Source organism: Pseudomonas sp. E1BtOHC1 (assembly GCF_058744285.1).
In genome coordinates, this window is record NZ_CP196023.1 from 6910557 (window position 1) to 6928575 (window position 18019).

Genomic DNA, 18019 nt, shown 5'->3' on the forward strand with positions numbered 1-18019 from the left:
AAGGCGTGAAGCATCAGTCGCTCAGTTTGGCCGCCAGGGCCTTGACCCGGGCCAGGTCGCCCTTGGCCACTTTGGTCACGCCGGTGCCGTATTCAGGGTCGGCCTTATAAAGGAACGACAGCATGATGTGCTTGCTCTCGTCATCGGTGGTGGCCAAGGAGCCGCCGAAGCTGTCGATCAGGTCCTGGCGCTCTTTCTTGCTGAAGGAGCGGTACAGATCACCGGCCTGCTTGAAGTTCTGCTCACGCTGGATCTTCGCCTGCTGGGTGCTACCCGAGAGTGCCATGTGACTGTAACGAGCAGTCTGTGGTTCTTCACGAGGCATCAAGCGGCTCGGCTGATAGTTGACCCCGGTGCTGCTGTGCCCCAGGTTCATCGCGCCGTCCTGGTTGCCGTTGTTCACCGGATTCTTCGGTGCGTTGATCGGCAGTTGCAGGGCGTTGGCGCCGATGCGGTACATCTGGGTATCGGCGTAGGAGAACACCCGGCCTTGCAGCAGGCGGTCTTCCGACGGTTCGATCCCCGGTACCAGATTGGCCGGGGCCATGGCCACCTGCTCGGTCTCCTGGAAAACGTTGGCCGGATTACGGTTCAACACCATTTGTCCCACTTTGCGCTCGGGTACATCGGGCCAGATCTTGGTGGCGTCCAGGGGATCGAAATCAAACTTGGCCAAGTCTTCGGGTTTCAATACCTGGACATACAAGTCCCACTTGGGAAAATCCCCTTTATTAATGTGGGTTACCAAGTCGTTGGTCATATGGCTGTAATCACGCCCTTGTACCTCGACCACTTGTTTCGGATCGAGATTCTTCAGGCCTTGCAGACTCTTCCAGTGGAACTTCACGTAGTGCACTTCACCCTTGGCGTTGATCAACTTGTAGGCGTGTACGCCGTTACCGTCCATTTCCCGGTAACTGGCCGGAGTACCGGAGTTGGAATACAACTCGGTCAAAGTACGAGTGGCTTCGGGAACATGGGAGAAGAAGTCGAAACGCCGCGAATCATCGTCAAGGTTGGTGCGCGGGTCAGGTTTGAACGCGTGCACCATATCCGGGAACTTGATGGCGTCACGAATGAAAAAGGTTGGGAAGTTGTTGCCTACCAGGTCCCAGTTTCCGTCTGCGGTATAGAACTTGGTGGCGAAACCCCGGGGATCGCGCAAGGTTTCTGGGGAGTGGTTGCCATGCACCACGGCCGAGAAGCGCACGAATACCGGGGTCACTTCGCCGGCGGCAAACACCTTGGCACGGGTCAGGTCGCTGAGATTGTCGGTGATAGTGAACGTACCGTGGGCACCGGTGCCGCGGGCGTGTACCACGCGCTCTGGAATGCGCTCACGGTCAAAACGCTGGAGCTTCTGGATCAGTTGCACGTCTTGCAGCAACACCGCTCCGGTAGCACCTGCCGTTTGTGAGTTCTGGTTATCGCCCACTGCCGCGCCATTGTCGCGGGTCAGCGTGGCAGCCTGTACGGAAAGGGAAAGCATACTGGCGGCAAGCACGCCCAGTACGCATCGCTGGGAAAAACTCCCAAGGCCAAGAGAAGCGGTCATGTTGAATTCCTCTAGTTATATAAGGCGCATCTCGGTGCGCCTGCTAGAGGCTAGTGACTAAACATTTGAAAGATAAATAGAAAGGCCATAACCCGTCGATTGACAGAATGTTCTGGTTATCTCGTCAGATGCGGGGTATATCGCGCGCGATTTGATGGCACTTTGAATAAACTATTTGCCTCTTTATCGGTCGATAACCCCGCAAGCTGTAAAAAGTTGTTTCGGCAAAATGCTTTTTGCTGAATTACACTGCCGTAACCAACCTCATCTGCAACAGGGAATAACCTATGGGCGTGCTAAGTGAATTCAAGGCCTTCGCGGTCAAAGGTAATGTGGTCGATATGGCCGTGGGTATCATCATCGGCGCCGCGTTCGGCAAGATCGTCTCTTCCTTTGTGGGTGACGTGGTCATGCCACCCATCGGCGTATTGGTCGGAGGGGTGAACTTCGGGGACCTGGCGGTCACCCTGAAAGCGGCTGCGGGGGACACACCCGCGGTGGTTCTGGCCTATGGCAAGTTCATCCAGAGCATCATCGACTTCATCATCATCGCTTTCGCCATCTTCATGGGCGTCAAGGTGATCAACCGCCTGAAACGCGAAGAAGCCGTGGCCCCTACCCTGCCACCGGTACCAACCAAGGAAGAAGAGCTGCTGGGGGAGATCCGCGATCTGCTCAAGGCACAGAACAACAAGCCCTGAAAAAGGCTTCAGTAACACAAAGACGGCGCCCTCGAGGCGCCGTTTTGGTTACCAGTAGTTCTCCACCGCCACCTGCCCCGGCCGTCGACTCAGGCTCAGGTTCATGCCTCGTTGCTTGAGCAGGGCCCGGGTGTCATCGATCATCTGCGGGTTGCCGCAGAGCATCACCCGAGAGTGCTCGGGGGTCAGTTCCACACCCGCGGCGCGTTCCAGCTCACCGTTCTCGATCAGGTGGGTGATACGCCCGTTGAGGCTGCCCGGGTGCTGCTCGCGGGTCACGGTGCTGATGAACTGCAACTTATGGGCGAACTCCGCCAGGTACTCACGTTGCGGCAACTCGGCAAGCAGTTGCTGATAAGCCAGCTCCCTGGCCTCGCGCACGCTGTAGACCAGGATGATGCGCTCGAATTTCTCCCACACTTCGAAGTCCTGGAGGATCGACAGGAACGGCGCGATCCCGGTGCCTGTGGATAACAGCCAGAGGTCGCGACCGTCGACGAAACGATCCAGGGTCAGGTAACCGAACGCCTGACGATCCACCAGCAGGCTGTCCCCCACTTCCAGGCGGCTCAGCTCGCTGGTGAACTCGCCACCGGGCACCACAATGGAAAAGAATTCGAGAAACTCGTCGAACGGCGACGACACCATGGAATAGGCGCGCCACACCGTGCTGCCATCGGCCTTGGTCACGCCAAGGCGGGCAAACTGCCCGGCCCGAAAGCGGAAACCCGCATCCCGAGTGGTGCGCAAGGTGAACAGGCTCGGGGTCAGCGGCTGGACGTCCAGCAGGGTCTGGCGGCTGTACTTTTCTTCACTGGCAGTCATGAGGGACTCCACAAAAGCGATGCTCTAGTGTCCCGCAAAGCGCGGCGCAGAAACACCGGCGGTTTGTAATGGCATAGATCGCGGGCAATCGCCGGCAAAAAAACGTACCATTTACCCCCATTTTGAATCGCCCTCCTGCGGCCCGCCCCGCGGCTGTTCAAGGGTTCCTGTCCGCTCCATGTTCCCCAGCGACAGGACATTCACCGATTACCTAGAGTCCGCCCATGCCCCTGCTCGCAAGCCCCTTCGCCCAGCTCGACCTGATCCGCCAGCCCGAACAGCAGAACGAGCCGCTGCAAGCTTTCGACGCGGCGGACGAGTACCTGCTCAATCACCTGGCCGAGCAGCAGCCGAGCAGTGACACCCGGGTACTGATCCTCAACGACAGCTTCGGTGCCCTGGCTGCGAGCCTGCTGGGCAAGGTCCAGGTCAGCAGCAGCGGCGATTCGTACCTGGGCGCCCTGGCCCTGGAAAAGAACCTGGCACGCAACGGCCTGCCCTTCGATGCCCTGCGTGTAGTACCGGCCAGCGAGACCTTGAGCGGACCGTTCGACCAGGTGCTGATCCGCGTACCCAAGACCCTGGCCCTGCTGGAGGAACAATTGATCCGTCTGCAAGGGCAACTGGCCCCCGGCGCCCAGGTGGTGGCGGCGGCCATGGTCAAGCACCTGCCCCGCGCCGCCGGTGACTTGCTGGAGCGCTACATCGGCCCGGTGCAGGCATCCCTGGCCGTGAAAAAGGCCCGCTTGCTGATGGCCACTGCAGAAGCCAAACAGCCGGCCCAGTCGCCCTACCCGACCCGCTATCGCCTGGAACAGCCGGCCATCGAGCTGCTCAACCATGCCAACGTGTTCTGCCGCGAAGGCCTGGACATCGGCACCCGCGCCTTCCTCCCGCACCTGCCACAGAACCTGGGCAGCGCCCGGGTCGCGGACCTCGGCTGCGGTAACGGCGTGCTGGCCATCGCCAGCGCCCTGGACAACCCGCAAGCCCACTACACCCTGGTGGACGAATCTTTCATGGCGGTGCAATCGGCCCGGGAAAACTGGCAGGCCGTGCTCGGTGAGCGTGAGGCCCAAATGCGTGCCGGCGACGGCCTGGCTGAGCAAGCGCCACAGTCCCTGGACGTGGTGCTGTGCAACCCGCCCTTCCACCAGCAGCAGGTGGTGGGCGACTTCCTTGCCTGGCGCATGTTCCAACAGGCCCGGGAAGCTCTGGTAGTGGGCGGCGCCCTGTATATCGTCGGCAACCGCCACCTGGGTTATCACAGCAAGCTGGCGCGGCTGTTCCGCGGCGTCGAGCAAGTGGCGGCGACGCCCAAGTTCGTGATCCTCAAGGCACGTAAATAACAGGCAAAAAAAACCCTCCGCTGGCGGAGGGTTGAAACCGTGCCGCAAGGCACGGGATGGGATGATCAGTGGGTGGTCAGGCCTGCGGCATTCATGAACATGCGCATCAGGCTGGCGACCACGAACAGGGCCAGGACACTGCCGCCCCAGATCATGACCAGCCAACCCAGGCGCTGCCACAGCGGCTTCTTTTCCGCCTGTTCGATTTCCTGCAAAGAGTGTTTACCGCTCATAACTGCAACTCCTGCTTAACCCAAACCTTCGTAGGAGCTGGCTGGCCAGCGAAAGCGCCAGCCAGCCGGGCACATGGCTCAAGGGCCTGTTCGCCGGCCAGCCGGCTCCTACCTAGTGGTAACCGTCTTCGTGGGTGACCTTGCCGCGGAACACGTAGTAGCTCCAGAAGGTGTAGCCCAGGATGAACGGAATGATGAACAGCGTGCCCACCAGCATGAAGCCCTGGCTTTGTGGCGGCGCCGCGGCGTCCCAGATGGAGATCGACGGCGGCACGATGTTCGGCCACAGGCTGATGCCTAGACCGCTGTAGCCGAGGAAGATCAGCACCAGGGTCAGCAGGAACGGTGTGTAGTGGGCGTTGCGGGCCACGGCGCGCAGCAGGCCGTACATGGTCACCAGCACCAGGATCGGCACCGGCAGGAACCAGAACAGGTTCGGCAGGGTGAACCAGCGAGCGGCGATCTCGGCATGGGCCAAGGGCGTCCAGATACTGACGATGCCAATCACCGCCAGCACCACATAGGCCAGGGGCCGAGCAATGTCATGCATCTGCTGCTGCAGCTTGCCTTCGGTCTTCATGATCAGCCAGGTGCAGCCGAGCAAGGCATAGGCCACCACCAACGCCAGGCCGCAGAACAGGGTGAAAGGCGTCAGCCAGTCCAGTGAACCGCCGGCAAACTGCCGATTGACCACCGGCAAACCGTCAATGAAGGCCCCCAGCGCCACGCCCTGGAAGAAGGTTGCCGCCACGGAACCGCCAATGAAGGCCTTGTCCCAGATGTGGCGCTTGTCTTCCTTGGCCTTGAAGCGGAACTCGAAGGCCACGCCACGGAAGATCAGCCCCACCAGCATCAGGATCAGCGGCAGGTATAGCGCCGAGAGCACCACCGAGTAAGCCAGCGGAAAGGCACCGAACAAGGCCGCGCCCCCCAGCACCAGCCAGGTCTCATTGCCGTCCCAAACCGGGGCGACGGTGTTCATCATTACGTCACGGTCGCGGTCGTCCTTGATGAACGGGAAGAGAATCCCGATCCCCAGGTCGAAGCCGTCCATGACCACGTACATCATGATGCCGAAGATAATAATCACGGCCCAGAGCAGCGGAAGATCGATACCCATGACTCAGTTCCCCTTGTTCAGGCGGGTGCCGTGGTCGGCGTCGTGCTCATCGTCGGCTGCGGACAGCGGACGGGCCGGGGTGCGTTGCTGCCCGGGACCACCGTGGCTGGTTTCGGCACCTTCATTGGTGACCGGGCCTTTGCGCACCAGGCGCATCATGTAGCCGATACCCACGCCGAACAGCGAGAAGTACACCACCACGAACAACGCCAGGGTGATGCTCATCTGCACGAAGCTGTGCCCGGAAGAGGCGTCCGCCGTGCGCATCAGGCCGTAGACCACCCACGGCTGGCGACCGATCTCGGTGGTGAACCAGCCTGCCAGGATCGCGATCAGCCCGGATGGGCCCATCCACAACGCCAGGTAAAGGAACGGGCGCGAGGTGTAGAGGGTGTCACGTTTGCGCAGCCAGACGCTCCACAGACCGGTGAAGATCATCAGCATGCCCAGGCCGACCATGATCCGGAACGACCAGAAGACGATGGTCGAGTTGGGCCGATCCTCAGGCGGGAACTCCTTGAGCGCCGGTACCTGCTTGTCCAGGGAGTGGGTGAGGATCAGGCTGCCCAGGTAGGGGATTTCCACCGCGAACCGGGTTTTCTCAGCCTTCATGTCCGGCCAGCCGAAGAGGATCAGCGGAGTCGGCTCGTTACCGACATTCTCCCAGTGACCTTCGATGGCGGCGATTTTCGCCGGCTGGTGCTTGAGGGTGTTGAGCCCGTGGAAGTCACCGATCACCGCCTGCACCGGCGCTACGATCAGGGCCATCCACATGGCCATGGAAAGCATGCGACGAATGGCCGGGTTGTCCCGTCCCCGCAGCAAGTGCCAGGCTGCCGACGAGCCGACGAAGAACGCCGTGGCGACGAACGCGGCTACGGCCATGTGCGCCAGGCGGTAGGGGAACGACGGATTGAAGATCACCGCCAGCCAATCCACCGGGATCACCTGGCCATTGACGATTTCATAGCCCTGGGGCGTCTGCATCCAGCTGTTGGACGAGAGGATCCAGAAGGTCGAGATCAGTGTGCCGATGGCCACCATCACCGTGGAAAAGAAGTGCAGCTTGCGCCCGACCTTGTTCCAGCCGAACAGCATCACCCCGAGGAAACCGGCCTCCAGGAAGAAGGCCGTGAGCACTTCATAGGTGAGCAAGGGGCCGGTGACAGAGCCGGCAAAATCCGAGAAACGGCTCCAGTTGGTGCCGAACTGGTAAGCCATCACCAGGCCGGAGACCACGCCCATGCCGAAGTTGACGGCAAAGATCTTCGACCAGAAGTGGTAGAGATCGCGGTAGGTATCGTCGCGGGTCTTCAGCCAGAGGCCTTCGAGTACCGCCAGGTAGCTCGCCAGGCCGATGGTGATCGCCGGGAACAGGATGTGGAACGAGATGGTGAACGCGAACTGAATTCGGGCGAGATCAAGAGCCTCTAAACCGAACATAAGCTTTCCTCTATCAGGTAATACCGGCTGCCGGCCAGAGGCCTGCACCCACTGCCCCCACGGATATGGAGTGCGGCGAATTCGGATTCGTTCTTTTTTAAACCATCGCTACGCAGGGAGTCTGGCCCTTTGGCCGCCACATCAGCCTTTGCAAAAAAGGTTTTGATCTGGATCAAGCAACGTTGAAAGAGTAGTCCTAAATTTGCTGCGCAACTCTGTGGTTATTTGCCGCGTGGCAGCTTGCCTCACCCTCTCAAGGCCGGGGTTTTCCCGGGAGTTCGCGGCAATGCGGACTATCACCGCCGCCCTGCGCAACCTATCGCAACCGGCCATGGCGGCTGTTGTGAGGCTCCGTGTAAAAAAACAGTGGAAAACCGGGATAGATGCGCAGCTAACGAATTTCCCGGCAGCCGCAACCATTGGTTACATCTTGGTGATAATCTCGTTTCACTCCCCGCTCAGATTGACCGCCCGATGCCCAGCCAAGACCCTCTGCTGCTCCGCCACCACCGTCCGTTCATCGCGTTCTGGCTGGCCCGGATCTTCACCGCCAGCGGTTTCCAGATGCTCACCGTGGCCATCGGCTGGAACCTCTACCAACTGACCGGCAATGTGCTCGACCTGGGCCTGGTAGGCCTGGTGGAGTTTGCTCCACGGGTGCTGTTCATGTTGCACACCGGGCATGTGGCCGACCGTTACGACCGGCGCCGCGTCGCAGCCATCTGCCAGTCGCTGCAGGCCTTGATCGCCCTGGCCCTGGCCATCGGCAGCCTGACTGACAACGTGACCCGGGAAATGATCTTCATCCTGGCCTTCCTCCTGGGTGGCGCTCGCTCGTTCGAGATGCCCACCACCCAGGCGCTGCTGCCGAGCATCGTGCCCAGCGCCCTGTTTCCCCGGGCGGTGGCCGCCGCACAATCGGCGCAACAGTCGGCAACCATCGTCGCGCCAGCCCTGGGCGGGTTGCTGTACGCCTTCGGCAGCGTCTGGGTCTATGGCCCGACCGTGATCCTCTATGTGATCGCCTGCCTGCTGATGCTCAACCTGCCGGCCCGGCAGACGCCACTGAACAAGGGCAAGGCCACCCTGGACTCGCTGCTGGCGGGGATTCGCTTCATCCGCAGCCGCCCGGACATTCTCGGCGCCATTTCCCTGGACCTGTTCGCCGTGCTGCTGGGGGGCGCCACCGCACTGCTGCCGGTATTCGCCAAGGACATTCTGCTCACCGGCCCCTGGGGCCTGGGACTCTTGCGCTCGGCACCGGCGGTGGGCGCTTTGCTGATGTCGCTTTGGCTGGCGCGCTTTAGCGTCGAGCGCGGGGTCGGGCGGGTGATGTTCACCGCCGTCGGAGTATTCGGCGTGGCTACTATCGCCTTCGGCCTCTCGACCTCGTTCTGGTTTTCCCTGGCGGTACTGGTGGTACTGGGGGCGGCGGACATGATCAGCATGGTGATCCGCGCGTCCTTCGTGCAACTGGAGACCCCGGACGAAATGCGCGGCCGGGTCAGCGCGGTGAACGGCCTGTTCATCGGCGCCTCGAATCAGCTGGGGGAATTCGAATCCGGAGTCACCGCCCACTGGTTCGGCACGGTGCCGGCGGTGGTGCTGGGCGGGGTCGGCACGCTGCTGGTGACCGGAGTCTGGATCAAGCTGTTCCCGACCCTGGCCAAGCGCGACCGGATGATCGAGCGAGTGGAAGAGGCCAAGGCCTGAATCCGCGCCAGGGTGGCCCTGTAACAGGTTGTTGATCATTCTCTGCAATACAAAACCGCTACGAAGAGTGTAAGGTATCGCCTTACACTCGTCCCCCATGATCAAGTCCTTTCAGCACAAAGGCCTACGCGCCTTCTATGAAACCGGATCGACTCGTGGAATACGGGCTGAGCATGCACGACGGCTGGCCCGCCAGCTGTCGTTCATGGATCACGCCAGCGAACCGGCAGACCTCAACCTGCCGGGCTGGCGGCTGCACCCGCTCAAGGGCGACCTGCACGGCTATTGGTCCCTGATGGTGTCCGGCAACTGGCGAGTGATCTTTCGTTTCGTAGGTTCGGATATCGAGCTGGTGGATTATCTGGACTACCACTGAACAGGAGGCAGGATCATGCCCATCCACAACCCGCCCCACCCCGGTGACACCCTGCGCCTGGATGTCTTGCCCGAACTGGGCATCAGCGTGACGGAGCTGGCCCGGCATATCGGCTATGCCCGCCCGCACCTGTCCAAGGTGTTGAACGGTCATGCACCGATCCGCGCGGAACTGGCGGTCCGCCTGGAACGCGCCGGAATCGGCAAGGCCAAGGTCTGGCTGGCGGTGCAGGCCGATTACGACATCTGGCACACCGAGCAGGAACTGCAACCAGTGATCGAGCCTATCGCGGCCCATGTCGGCTGATCCCTAAACCAGCAACTCTCCAGCCACCTGGGCACGCTTGCCGCGGCCGCACAGGGCCTCCACCAGGGTCAGGGCAAACGCCAATGCGGCCCCTGAGCTTTGAGCCGTGATGCAATTGCCATCCACCACTACTGGCTGGTCGACAAAGTTGCAGCCCAACAGTTGATGGCTGGCGCTGGGCAGGCAGGTCATGCGCCTTTGGCGCAGCACCCCGAAGGCCTGCAGGGCCAGGGCTGGAGCTTCGGCAATGCCGGCAAACAAGCGCCCAGCCGCGGCCTGATCCTTGACCAACTGCATCAGAGGTTGATGACCCGCCAGATGCTGAGCCCCCACCGCGCCGCCGGGCAGCACGATCAGGTCGAAGCTCTGGGCCAGTACATCCACCAGCATGGCGTCGGCGGTCAGCCGGGTGCCGCGTGCGCAAGTCAGCATGCGCCGGCCTTCGACGCTGGCGGCCAGCACTTCGACTTCAGCGCGGCGCAATACGTCGATCAGGGTCACGCTCTGCAGGTCATCGATGCCTTCGGCAAGGGTGACCAAGGCTCTGAAGGTCATGGGGATGACTCCACAAGGAAGGTCTTTAGAGCTTAGTCAGCTTTACCGAACGCCGTTCGAAGCTACTTGATGTAGATCTGCGCGCTCAGGGTATTGCCCGGTGCGTTGAGTGAGGTGTTGCTGAAACTGAAGGTGCCTTCCTGTTTGCCCGCCAGATCGAACACATAGATGTAGCCGACGGTGATTCCCGAGTTGCCGCAGGGCACATAGGCGGAGCCGTCCTCGCACACCGGTGAGCGAGTGCCGTCGACCTCGAAACCGTCCAGGTTCACATGGGGCTCGCGGCCGTAGCCGATCTCCAGCACGTAGACCTTGATGTTCGGGCCGTTGTGGTCGCACTGGGTGCGTTCACGCCCATCGGAGACATCTTCCAGCCCGCAGGACGGCGACAGCACCTTGAGAATTTCCACCTGACTCAACGGCGGCGCCGAACGCGCCAGGGCCGGAGCCGCCAGCCAGCAGGCCGCTGCCCCCAGCAACGTCAATGCTGTCATTTTCACTGTGCTGCGCATAAATCCCCCCTTAAAAGCAGGGCGCAGTATGCGCTACTTGCCAGCGGGGCAAAACATCGCCGACGATCGCAGCCATTGGCCCACGCTGCTGGTATGATGCGCGGCTTTTTCCGACCCAGAGCAAATCCGCAGGCACCTTATAAAGTCTGTGCTTTGCTGTTGGAGTCGATACATTCACGGCGCCCGGCGGCGCCACGGGGAGCAGACATGCTGGAAAGGCTGTTTCAACTCAAGGCACACAACACCAACGTGCGCACCGAGATTCTTGCGGGCGTTACCACCTTCCTGGCCATGGCCTACATTCTTTTCGTCAACCCGAGCATTCTCGGCGAGACGGGCATGGACAAGGGCGCAGTGTTCGTCGCCACCTGTCTGGCTGCCGCCATCGGCTCCACGGTCATGGGCCTGATCGCCAACTACCCGATCGCCCTGGCACCGGGCATGGGCCTGAACGCCTTCTTCACCTACACCGTGGTCCTGCACATGGGCCATACCTGGCAAGTGGCGCTGGGTGCGGTGTTCATTTCGGCGGTGCTGTTCTTCCTGCTGTCGATCTTCAAGATCCGCGAATGGATCATCAACAGCATCCCCCTGCCGCTGCGCTCGGCGATTGCTGCCGGTATCGGCCTGTTCCTGGCGCTGATCGCCCTGCACAACGCCGGCATCGTGGTCAGCAACCAGGCCACCATGGTCGGCCTGGGTGATCTGAAAAAACCGGCGCCGATCCTCGCCACCCTGGGCTTTGCTCTGATCGTCGCCCTGGAAGCGCTGAAAGTGCGCGGTGCGGTGCTGATCGGCATCCTCGCAGTGACCATTGCCTCGATCATCATGGGCTTCACCCCGTTCGCCGGCGTGACCTCGATGCCACCGTCCCTGGCCCCGACTTTCCTGCAACTGGACATCAAGGGCGCCCTGGACATTGGTCTGGTGAGCGTGATCTTCGCCTTCCTGTTCGTTGATCTGTTCGACAACTCCGGCACCCTGATCGGCGTCGCCAAGCGCGCCGGCCTGATGGGCAAGGACGGCCACATGCCGAAAATGGGCCGCGCGCTGATCGCTGACAGCACCGCCGCCATGGCCGGCTCCCTGCTGGGCACCTCGACCACCACCAGCTACATCGAATCCGCTGCGGGCGTGAGCGCCGGTGGCCGCACGGGCCTGACCGCCATCGTGGTGGCGATCCTGTTCCTGCTGGCACTGTTCTTCTCGCCGCTGGCGGCCAGCGTGCCACCGTTCGCCACCGCGCCTGCACTGCTGTTCGTGGCCGTGCTGATGACCTCGGGCCTGGCGGAAATCGACTGGGACGACATCACCGTCGCCGCTCCAGTGGTGGTCACTGCCCTGGCCATGCCGTTCACCTATTCGATCGCCAACGGCATCGCCTTCGGCTTCATTGCCTGGACCGCGATCAAGCTGCTGTCGGGCCGCGCTCGTGAGCTGAACGCACCGCTGGTGATCCTGTCGATATTGTTCGTGATCAAGCTGGGTTGGTTCGCCGCATGACTTTTGACGCCGCAAGCTACAGCACCCAATTGAACGACAAGGTCACGCGCCTGCGTGACCTGCTGGCGCCTTTCGCTGCCCCCGAGCCCCAGGTCTTCGACTCCCCCCTGCAGAACTTCCGTCTGCGGGCGGAGTTCCGCCTGTGGCGCGAAGCCGGTGAACGCCATTACGCGATGTTCTCCCAGGACGACAAGCGCACGCCGATCCTCATTGAAGAGTTCCCCATCGCCAGCCAGCGCATCAACCAGTTGATGCCCCAGCTCAAGGCCGCCTGGCAAGCCAGCGCGCCCCTGAGCCACAAGCTGTTCCAGGTGGAGTTCCTCACCACCCTGGCGGGCGACGCGATGATCACCCTGTGCTACCACCGTCCCCTGGACGAGCACTGGCACAAGGCGGCGAGCCAATTGGCCGCCGACCTCAAGGTCAGCGTGATCGGTCGCTCCAAGGGCAAGCGCGAAGTCATCGGCCAGGACTATGTGGTGGAAAAGCTCGAAGTCGGCGGGCGTACCTTCAGCTACCGCCAACCCGAAGGCGCCTTCACCCAGCCCAACGGCACGGTGAACCAGAAGATGCTCAACTGGGCCTATGAAGCCCTGGGCGAACGCCAGGACGACCTGCTGGAACTGTACTGCGGCAACGGCAACTTCACCCTGCCCTTGGCCACCCGAGTGCGCAAGGTGCTGGCCACCGAGATCAGCAAGACCTCGGTCAACGCCGCCTTGAGCAACCTCAGCGAAAACGCTGTGGATAACGTCACCCTGGTGCGTCTGTCCGCTGAGGAACTGACTGAAGCCCTGAACGACGTGCGCCCGTTCCGCCGCCTGCAGGGCGTGGATCTGAAGAGCTACGAGTTCGGCAGCGTGTTCGTCGACCCGCCCCGGGCCGGCATGGACCCGGACACCTGCGAACTGACCCGGCGCTTCGACAACATCCTGTACATCTCCTGCAACCCGGAAACCCTGGCGGCCAACATCGCCCAGTTGCACGACACCCACCGCATCACCCGTTGTGCTTTATTCGACCAGTTCCCCTGGACCCACCATATGGAATCCGGGGTCCTGCTGACCCGCCGCTGATACACCCCGCTCCCGCCAACAGCCGTCCTCGTGACGGCTGTTGGCATTCTGCATCCCCCTGTAGGAGCCGGCTCGCCGGCGAAGAGACCCTTGAGACTGGCACCAATCCGGCCGGCACCTTCGCTGGCAAGCCAGCTCCTACGAGGGTGGATTTTGGTGTGGACAGCGGGGTTTCAGCCGACGGGGCGGAAGTAGTCGGCCAGTTGCTGAAGGTCCTGTTCATTGAGCAGGCCGGCGTAATACTTGAGCTGAATCCGCGCCAGCAGGTAGGCATGCCGGGCATCCGCCAAGTCGCGACGGGCGGTGAATAGCTGTTGTTCGGCATCCAGGACGTCGAGGTTGACCCGCTCGCCGCCATGCACACTTTTCTGGGTCGCGGTCACCAGGGCCTCGGCCGAGCTGACGGCCATTTCATAGGCGCGAACCTTGGCCGCTGCACTGGTGTTGAGGTTGAACTGCTTGCGCAGCTCGTTGAGGGTAGTGGCGGTCTTGGCGTCCAGTTCGAACTGCGCCTGGGACAGCTGACTGGCCGCCTGGCGGGTCGAGGCCGATACCGAACCACCGGCAAACAGCGGCAGGCTGACCTGGATACCCACGGTGTTGGTGTCGTACTTCTGGTTGTAGGAGCTCTCCGAATCAGAGCTGGTCTGGCGGCTGCTGGCGTACAAACTCACCTTGGGCAGGTGCCCGGCGCGCTTGCGCTCCACTTCATACTCCGCCACCCGCAGCGCTTGCTGCTGGGACGCCAGCTCCGGGTTGTTGGCCATGGCCAGGTCGCGCCAGCTGTCGAAGCGGTTGGGCAGCAGCGGCTGGATCTCGAACTGCCGGGTCAGCGGGTCCAGCTCGTCGATCTGCAAGGGCTCGCCAACGATGGCTTGCAGTTCGCGCAGGGCCGCATCCTGCTGGTCCTGGGCCTCGATCTCCTGCGCCAGGGCCAGGCTCAGCCGCGCCTGGGTCTCCAGCACATCGGTACGGGTGCCCTCGCCGCCTTTGAGCAAGCGTTCGTTGAGCTGCAAGCGTTCGGCGTAGGCACGCTTCTGCGCCCGGCTCAGCTCGATGCGCTCCTGGGCCAGCAGCGCCTGGCTGTAGGCACCGAGCAAGCGCACCGCCAGTTCCTGGCTCTTGCCGCGAAAGCGTTCATCGGCGAACAGCGCCTGGGCCGAACCTTGGCGGTAGCGCGCATAGGCTTCGTAGTCGAGCAACGGCTGTTGCAGGGTCAGGGTCGAGGCGTAGCTGCGGTAGTCCCGGTCATTGGTGACATCACCGCGGACCGTCTCTTGGGTCACTTCGGACTGGTTGCGCGAATTGTTGTAGTTCCAGGACAGGTTCGGCAGCAGCCCGGCACGACCAATCACACGGTTCTCTTCCCCGGCATCGCGCTCCTTGATCGCGGCCTGGAAAGTCGGGTCGTTACGCAAGGCCAGATCGTAGGCATCGAGCAAACCCAGGGCCTGAACCGAAGGGCTGCACAACAGGCACAACACAGGCAGGTACCACCAGACTCGACTCATTCTTCCACCAACGCCATGTGAGTCCGGTCCAGCAGGGGCTTGAACAGGTAATTGAGCATCGAACGCTCGCCGGTACGGACGAAGGCTTCCACCGGCATCCCCGGACGTATCTGCAAGCCCTGCAACTGCTGCATGCCCTGGGCGCTGACCGTGGCCCGCAGGGTGTAGTAAGGCTCCTCGGTGCGCTCATCCACTTGCCGGTCGGCGGACACCAGGGTCACCTCCCCCGGCACCCTCGGCGTGGTGCTCTGGTTAAAGGCCGAGAACATCAACTCCACCGCCAGCCCCGGGTGCACCTTGTCCACCAGTTGCACCGGCACCCGCGCCTCCACCAGCAGGGGTTCGTCCTGGGGCACGATGTCCATCAGCGGCTGGCCCGGCTTGATCACCCCGCCCTCGGTGTACACCTCCAGGCCCACCACCACCCCCGCAGCCGGGGCGCGCACCTGGCTGTTGGCCAGTTCGAATTCGGCGGAGGCCAGGCGATTGCGCAGGTCTTCAGTGCGAATCCGGGTATCGGCCAACTGGCTGCGCAGGTCCTTCTGAAAGTCCTCCGTGGACTGGCGGATGCGCAGTCGCAGTTCGAGGATCTGCCGCTGCAACTGGCCGATGCGGCCGAAGTCCTCGGCGATCGAGCCGTCGATCTGCGCGTACAAGCGCTCACTGTCCAGCAGGCGATTGCGTGGGATGTAGCCGTCCCGGGCCAGCTCCCGCAGCCCCTGCAACTGTTCGTTCAAGGCTTTGCGCTGCGCCAGCTTGCTGGCCTGGGAATCCCGGGTGCCGCGCAACTGCGCTTCGGACCCGGCAATGGTTTCGGCAATCCCCTGTTGCTCCATGCTCAGGGCCTGACGTCGGCTGCTGAATAACTGCCGTTGCAGGGCCAGGCTGGCAGCCACTTCCGGCTCTCCCGCCAGGGCCTGGAGCTGTGGATCGAAGACGATATCGCTGGCACCATCGCGCTCGGCATTGAGCCGTGCTTCGCTGGCCAGGGAACCCAGGTACTGGCTGCGCAAGGACTGCATCTGGGTGCGCAGGGGGGTCTCGTTGAGCCGTAACAGCACCTGCCCGGCACTGACCCGGTCGCCCTCCTTGACCTCGATCCGCTCGACGATACCGCCGCTCTGGTGCTGCACCGTCTTGCGATGGCCCGAGACCATGACCTTGCCCGACACCGCCACGCCCTTGTCCAGCGGCGCCAGGGCGGCCCAGCCGATGAACCCGGCAAAGCCTCCCAGCACCAGGAGCCAGCCGAGCCGTGAATACTTCCGGTCGTCCAGGGACAGTACATTGCTGGCGGCTGGACCAGCGACCGGCGCAACCGAGCCTGTGGATACACTCGCCTTCATGCTTTTTTCCCTTCGCCGCCGGCCACGCCCAGGCGGTAATTCATATTCAGGCTGGTTACCGGATTGCTTACCGGGACCGCGGGTGGCGGCGCAGCCTTGGCCTTCTGGTTCGCCTCCAGCACCCGCGCCGTAGGGCCGAAGGCTTGCAGTTGGCCCTCGCGCAGGATCATCAGTTGGTCGGTCAGGGTCAGCACGTTGGGCTTGTGGGTGATCAGCACCAGGGTCCGCTGCCGTTGCTTGAGTTGGCTGATAGCCTGCAACAGCGCCTGTTCGCCGGCTTCATCGAGGTTGGAATTGGGTTCGTCGAGTACGATCAGCGCCGGCAGGCCGTACAACGCGCGCGCCAGGCCAATGCGCTGGCGCTGCCCACCGGACAGGCCGGCACCGCCCTCACCCAGGCGCGTGTCATACCCCTGGGGCAGTTGCAGGATCAGCTCATGCACCCCGGCCATCTGCGCGGCCTGCAGAACCTGATCCGTGTCTAGCGAGCCGAAACGCGCGATGTTCTCGGCAATGCTGCCGGCGAACAGCTGGATGTCCTGGGGCAGGTAACCGATATGCGGACCCAATTGCTGCTTGTCCCACTGGGCCAGGTCCGCGCCATCCAGGCGCACCTTACCCGTCAGGGGCGTCCAGGCACCGACCAACAGCCGGGCCAAAGTCGACTTGCCGCAACCAGAAGGGCCGATCACCCCCAGGACCTGGCCGGCCTCCAGGGTGAAACCGAGGTTGCTCAGGGCCGGGCGCCGGCTGCCGGGGGCACAGGCACTCAACTGCTCGACACTCAACTTGCCCTTGGGCGTCGGCAGGCTCATGCGCGCCGGCCGTGGCGGGTTGGCCTGCAGCAGCTGCGACAGGCGCTCGTAGGCCAGACGCGCCGAGCTCCATTGCTTCCAGACCGCGATCAGTTGGTCGATGGGGCTGAGCACCCGGCCCATCAGGATCGAGCCTGCGATCATCATCCCCGGAGTGATCTGCCCCTGCACCGCCAGCCACGCGCCCAGGCCCAGCACCAGGGACTGCAAGGCCATGCGCACGCCCTTGGACCAGGCGCTGATGGTGGCGGTCTTTTCACTGGCCAGGTTCTGCTGGGCAAGAAAGCCCTGGTGGCCGACGAACCAGCGCTCGCGCAGGGCGCCGAGCATACCCATGGCTTCGATGGCGTCGGCGTTGCGCAGGTTGGCTGTGGCCTGCTGGCTGGTGATGATCGACAACTGGCTAGCCTGGGCCAGCGGCGCCTGGCAGATATGCTGGTTGATCCAGGCCAGCGCCACCAGCAACACCGCACCGGCCAGGGCCAGCAGGCCGAGCCAGGGGTGAAAGAGGAAGATCACCAGCAGGTAGACCGGGAACCAGGGCGCATCGAAGAACGCGAACAAGGCATTGCCGGTGGCGAACTGGCGCAGCGCGGTCAGGTCATTCAAGGCCTGGCCGGCGGCCTGGGGGCTTCCCTTGAGCTGGGCCTCGAAGGCGGCGTCATACACCCGCTGGTTCAGGCGCATGTCCATCTGGGTGCCGAGGTGGATCACCACCTGGCTGCGGACCCACTCCAACGCCCCCATCAGACCGAACAGGCCGAGGATCATCAGCGTCAGCATCAACAGGGTCATCTGATTGCCCGAGGCCAGCACTCGGTCGTAGACCTGCAGCATGTACAGGGCCGGGGCCAGCATCAGCAGATTGATCACCGCCGAGAACAGGCCAATGTTGAAAAAGCCGCCCTTGTAGGCCGTCAGGGCCGCCAGCGTCTCGGAAGCGGCAAGTGGATTCGGCCTGCTCATCAAGGTGTCCTGTGGAGAGTTTAGGGATACAGGGTCTTCCGCTCAGGCAGAGCGGAACGACAAGAGGCGCGCCCCGTGCGTTGACAGGCACCACGGCGCTCCCCAGAATTTGCC

The 18019-nt window shown here is 62.7% G+C and carries 17 protein-coding genes; 7 read left to right on the forward strand and 10 right to left on the reverse strand.

What is annotated here, in order from left to right; all coding sequences use genetic code 11:
* Positions 1 to 13: 13 nt before the first annotated feature.
* Positions 14 to 1555 (reverse strand): catalase KatB, encoded by a 1542-nt coding sequence (gene katB, locus ACSSVC_RS31305; protein WP_492611851.1) that lies wholly within the window; start codon positions 1553 to 1555, stop codon positions 14 to 16.
* A 287-nt stretch (positions 1556 to 1842) separates the two neighbouring features.
* Here katB and mscL point away from each other — a divergent pair, with 287 nt between their 5' ends.
* Positions 1843 to 2256 (forward strand): large-conductance mechanosensitive channel protein MscL, encoded by a 414-nt coding sequence (gene mscL, locus ACSSVC_RS31310; RefSeq protein ID WP_253127875.1) that lies wholly within the window; start codon positions 1843 to 1845, stop codon positions 2254 to 2256.
* 48 nt (positions 2257 to 2304) lie between these two features.
* On the opposite strand, the gene ACSSVC_RS31315 is transcribed toward mscL, so the two are convergent.
* On the reverse strand, positions 2305 to 3081 hold the full coding sequence (locus ACSSVC_RS31315) for a ferredoxin--NADP reductase (protein WP_346635970.1): 777 nt from the start codon (positions 3079 to 3081) through the stop codon (positions 2305 to 2307).
* 224 nt (positions 3082 to 3305) lie between these two features.
* On the opposite strand from ACSSVC_RS31315, the gene ACSSVC_RS31320 reads away from it, so the two are divergent.
* Complete coding sequence (locus ACSSVC_RS31320) at positions 3306 to 4430, forward strand: methyltransferase (protein WP_492611852.1); 1125 nt, start codon at positions 3306 to 3308, stop codon at positions 4428 to 4430.
* Positions 4431 to 4495: 65 nt separating this feature from the next.
* On the opposite strand, the gene ACSSVC_RS31325 is transcribed toward ACSSVC_RS31320, so the two are convergent.
* The 3 genes from ACSSVC_RS31325 to ACSSVC_RS31335 form a co-directional block, all read right to left on the reverse strand.
* Positions 4496 to 4663, reverse strand: coding sequence for a DUF2474 domain-containing protein (locus tag ACSSVC_RS31325; RefSeq protein WP_011063586.1), 168 nt, complete (start codon positions 4661 to 4663; stop codon positions 4496 to 4498).
* 112 nt (positions 4664 to 4775) lie between these two features.
* Positions 4776 to 5783 carry a cytochrome d ubiquinol oxidase subunit II gene (gene cydB, locus ACSSVC_RS31330; protein ID WP_346635968.1) on the reverse strand — a complete coding sequence of 336 codons (1008 nt, stop codon included), beginning with the start codon at positions 5781 to 5783 and terminating at the stop codon, positions 4776 to 4778.
* A 3-nt stretch (positions 5784 to 5786) separates the two neighbouring features.
* Entirely contained in the window at positions 5787 to 7226 is a 1440-nt protein-coding gene (locus ACSSVC_RS31335) for a cytochrome ubiquinol oxidase subunit I (protein WP_346635967.1), read from the reverse strand.
* 474 nt (positions 7227 to 7700) lie between these two features.
* Between ACSSVC_RS31335 and ACSSVC_RS31340 the strand changes: the two genes are divergently transcribed.
* The 3 genes from ACSSVC_RS31340 (at position 7701) to ACSSVC_RS31350 (ending at position 9621) form a co-directional block, all read left to right on the forward strand.
* Complete coding sequence (locus tag ACSSVC_RS31340; protein ID WP_492611853.1) at positions 7701 to 8939, forward strand: MFS transporter; 1239 nt, start codon at positions 7701 to 7703, stop codon at positions 8937 to 8939.
* Between the two features lie 97 nt (positions 8940 to 9036).
* Positions 9037 to 9315 (forward strand): type II toxin-antitoxin system RelE/ParE family toxin, encoded by a 279-nt coding sequence (locus ACSSVC_RS31345; RefSeq protein ID WP_404937712.1) that lies wholly within the window; start codon positions 9037 to 9039, stop codon positions 9313 to 9315.
* Between the two features lie 15 nt (positions 9316 to 9330).
* Positions 9331 to 9621, forward strand: coding sequence for a HigA family addiction module antitoxin (locus ACSSVC_RS31350; RefSeq protein ID WP_016966170.1), 291 nt, complete (start codon positions 9331 to 9333; stop codon positions 9619 to 9621).
* A gap of 3 nt (positions 9622 to 9624) precedes the next feature.
* Here the strand turns inward: ACSSVC_RS31350 and ACSSVC_RS31355 are convergent, their stop codons facing one another.
* Both ACSSVC_RS31355 and ACSSVC_RS31360 read right to left on the reverse strand, forming a co-directional pair.
* The gene (locus ACSSVC_RS31355; RefSeq protein ID WP_346635964.1) at positions 9625 to 10176 is read right to left on the reverse strand and encodes a DJ-1 family glyoxalase III; all 552 of its coding nucleotides are present in this window, start codon (positions 10174 to 10176) and stop codon (positions 9625 to 9627) included.
* Positions 10177 to 10238: 62 nt separating this feature from the next.
* Positions 10239 to 10688 (reverse strand): DUF4879 domain-containing protein, encoded by a 450-nt coding sequence (locus ACSSVC_RS31360; RefSeq protein WP_346635963.1) that lies wholly within the window; start codon positions 10686 to 10688, stop codon positions 10239 to 10241.
* A gap of 207 nt (positions 10689 to 10895) precedes the next feature.
* Here ACSSVC_RS31360 and ACSSVC_RS31365 point away from each other — a divergent pair, with 207 nt between their 5' ends.
* Positions 10896 to 12191, forward strand: coding sequence for an NCS2 family permease (locus tag ACSSVC_RS31365; protein ID WP_346635962.1), 1296 nt, complete (start codon positions 10896 to 10898; stop codon positions 12189 to 12191).
* A complete protein-coding gene (gene trmA, locus ACSSVC_RS31370; protein WP_346635961.1) occupies positions 12188 to 13267 on the forward strand; it encodes a tRNA (uridine(54)-C5)-methyltransferase TrmA in 1080 nt (359 codons plus the stop codon). The genes ACSSVC_RS31365 and trmA overlap by 4 nt, the downstream gene beginning before the upstream one ends.
* 173 nt (positions 13268 to 13440) lie before the next feature.
* Here the strand turns inward: trmA and ACSSVC_RS31375 are convergent, their stop codons facing one another.
* Genes ACSSVC_RS31375 through ACSSVC_RS31385 form a run of 3 tightly spaced genes read right to left on the reverse strand, consistent with a single transcriptional unit; the run spans position 13441 to position 17905 of the window.
* Positions 13441 to 14778 carry a TolC family outer membrane protein gene (locus tag ACSSVC_RS31375; protein ID WP_346635960.1) on the reverse strand — a complete coding sequence of 446 codons (1338 nt, stop codon included), beginning with the start codon at positions 14776 to 14778 and terminating at the stop codon, positions 13441 to 13443.
* Positions 14775 to 16124 (reverse strand): HlyD family type I secretion periplasmic adaptor subunit, encoded by a 1350-nt coding sequence (locus ACSSVC_RS31380; protein WP_346635959.1) that lies wholly within the window; start codon positions 16122 to 16124, stop codon positions 14775 to 14777. Before ACSSVC_RS31380 ends, ACSSVC_RS31375 begins: the two co-directional genes overlap by 4 nt.
* Positions 16121 to 17905, reverse strand: coding sequence for a type I secretion system permease/ATPase (locus ACSSVC_RS31385; protein WP_492611854.1), 1785 nt, complete (start codon positions 17903 to 17905; stop codon positions 16121 to 16123). Before ACSSVC_RS31385 ends, ACSSVC_RS31380 begins: the two co-directional genes overlap by 4 nt.
* Positions 17906 to 18019: the final 114 nt, after the last annotated feature.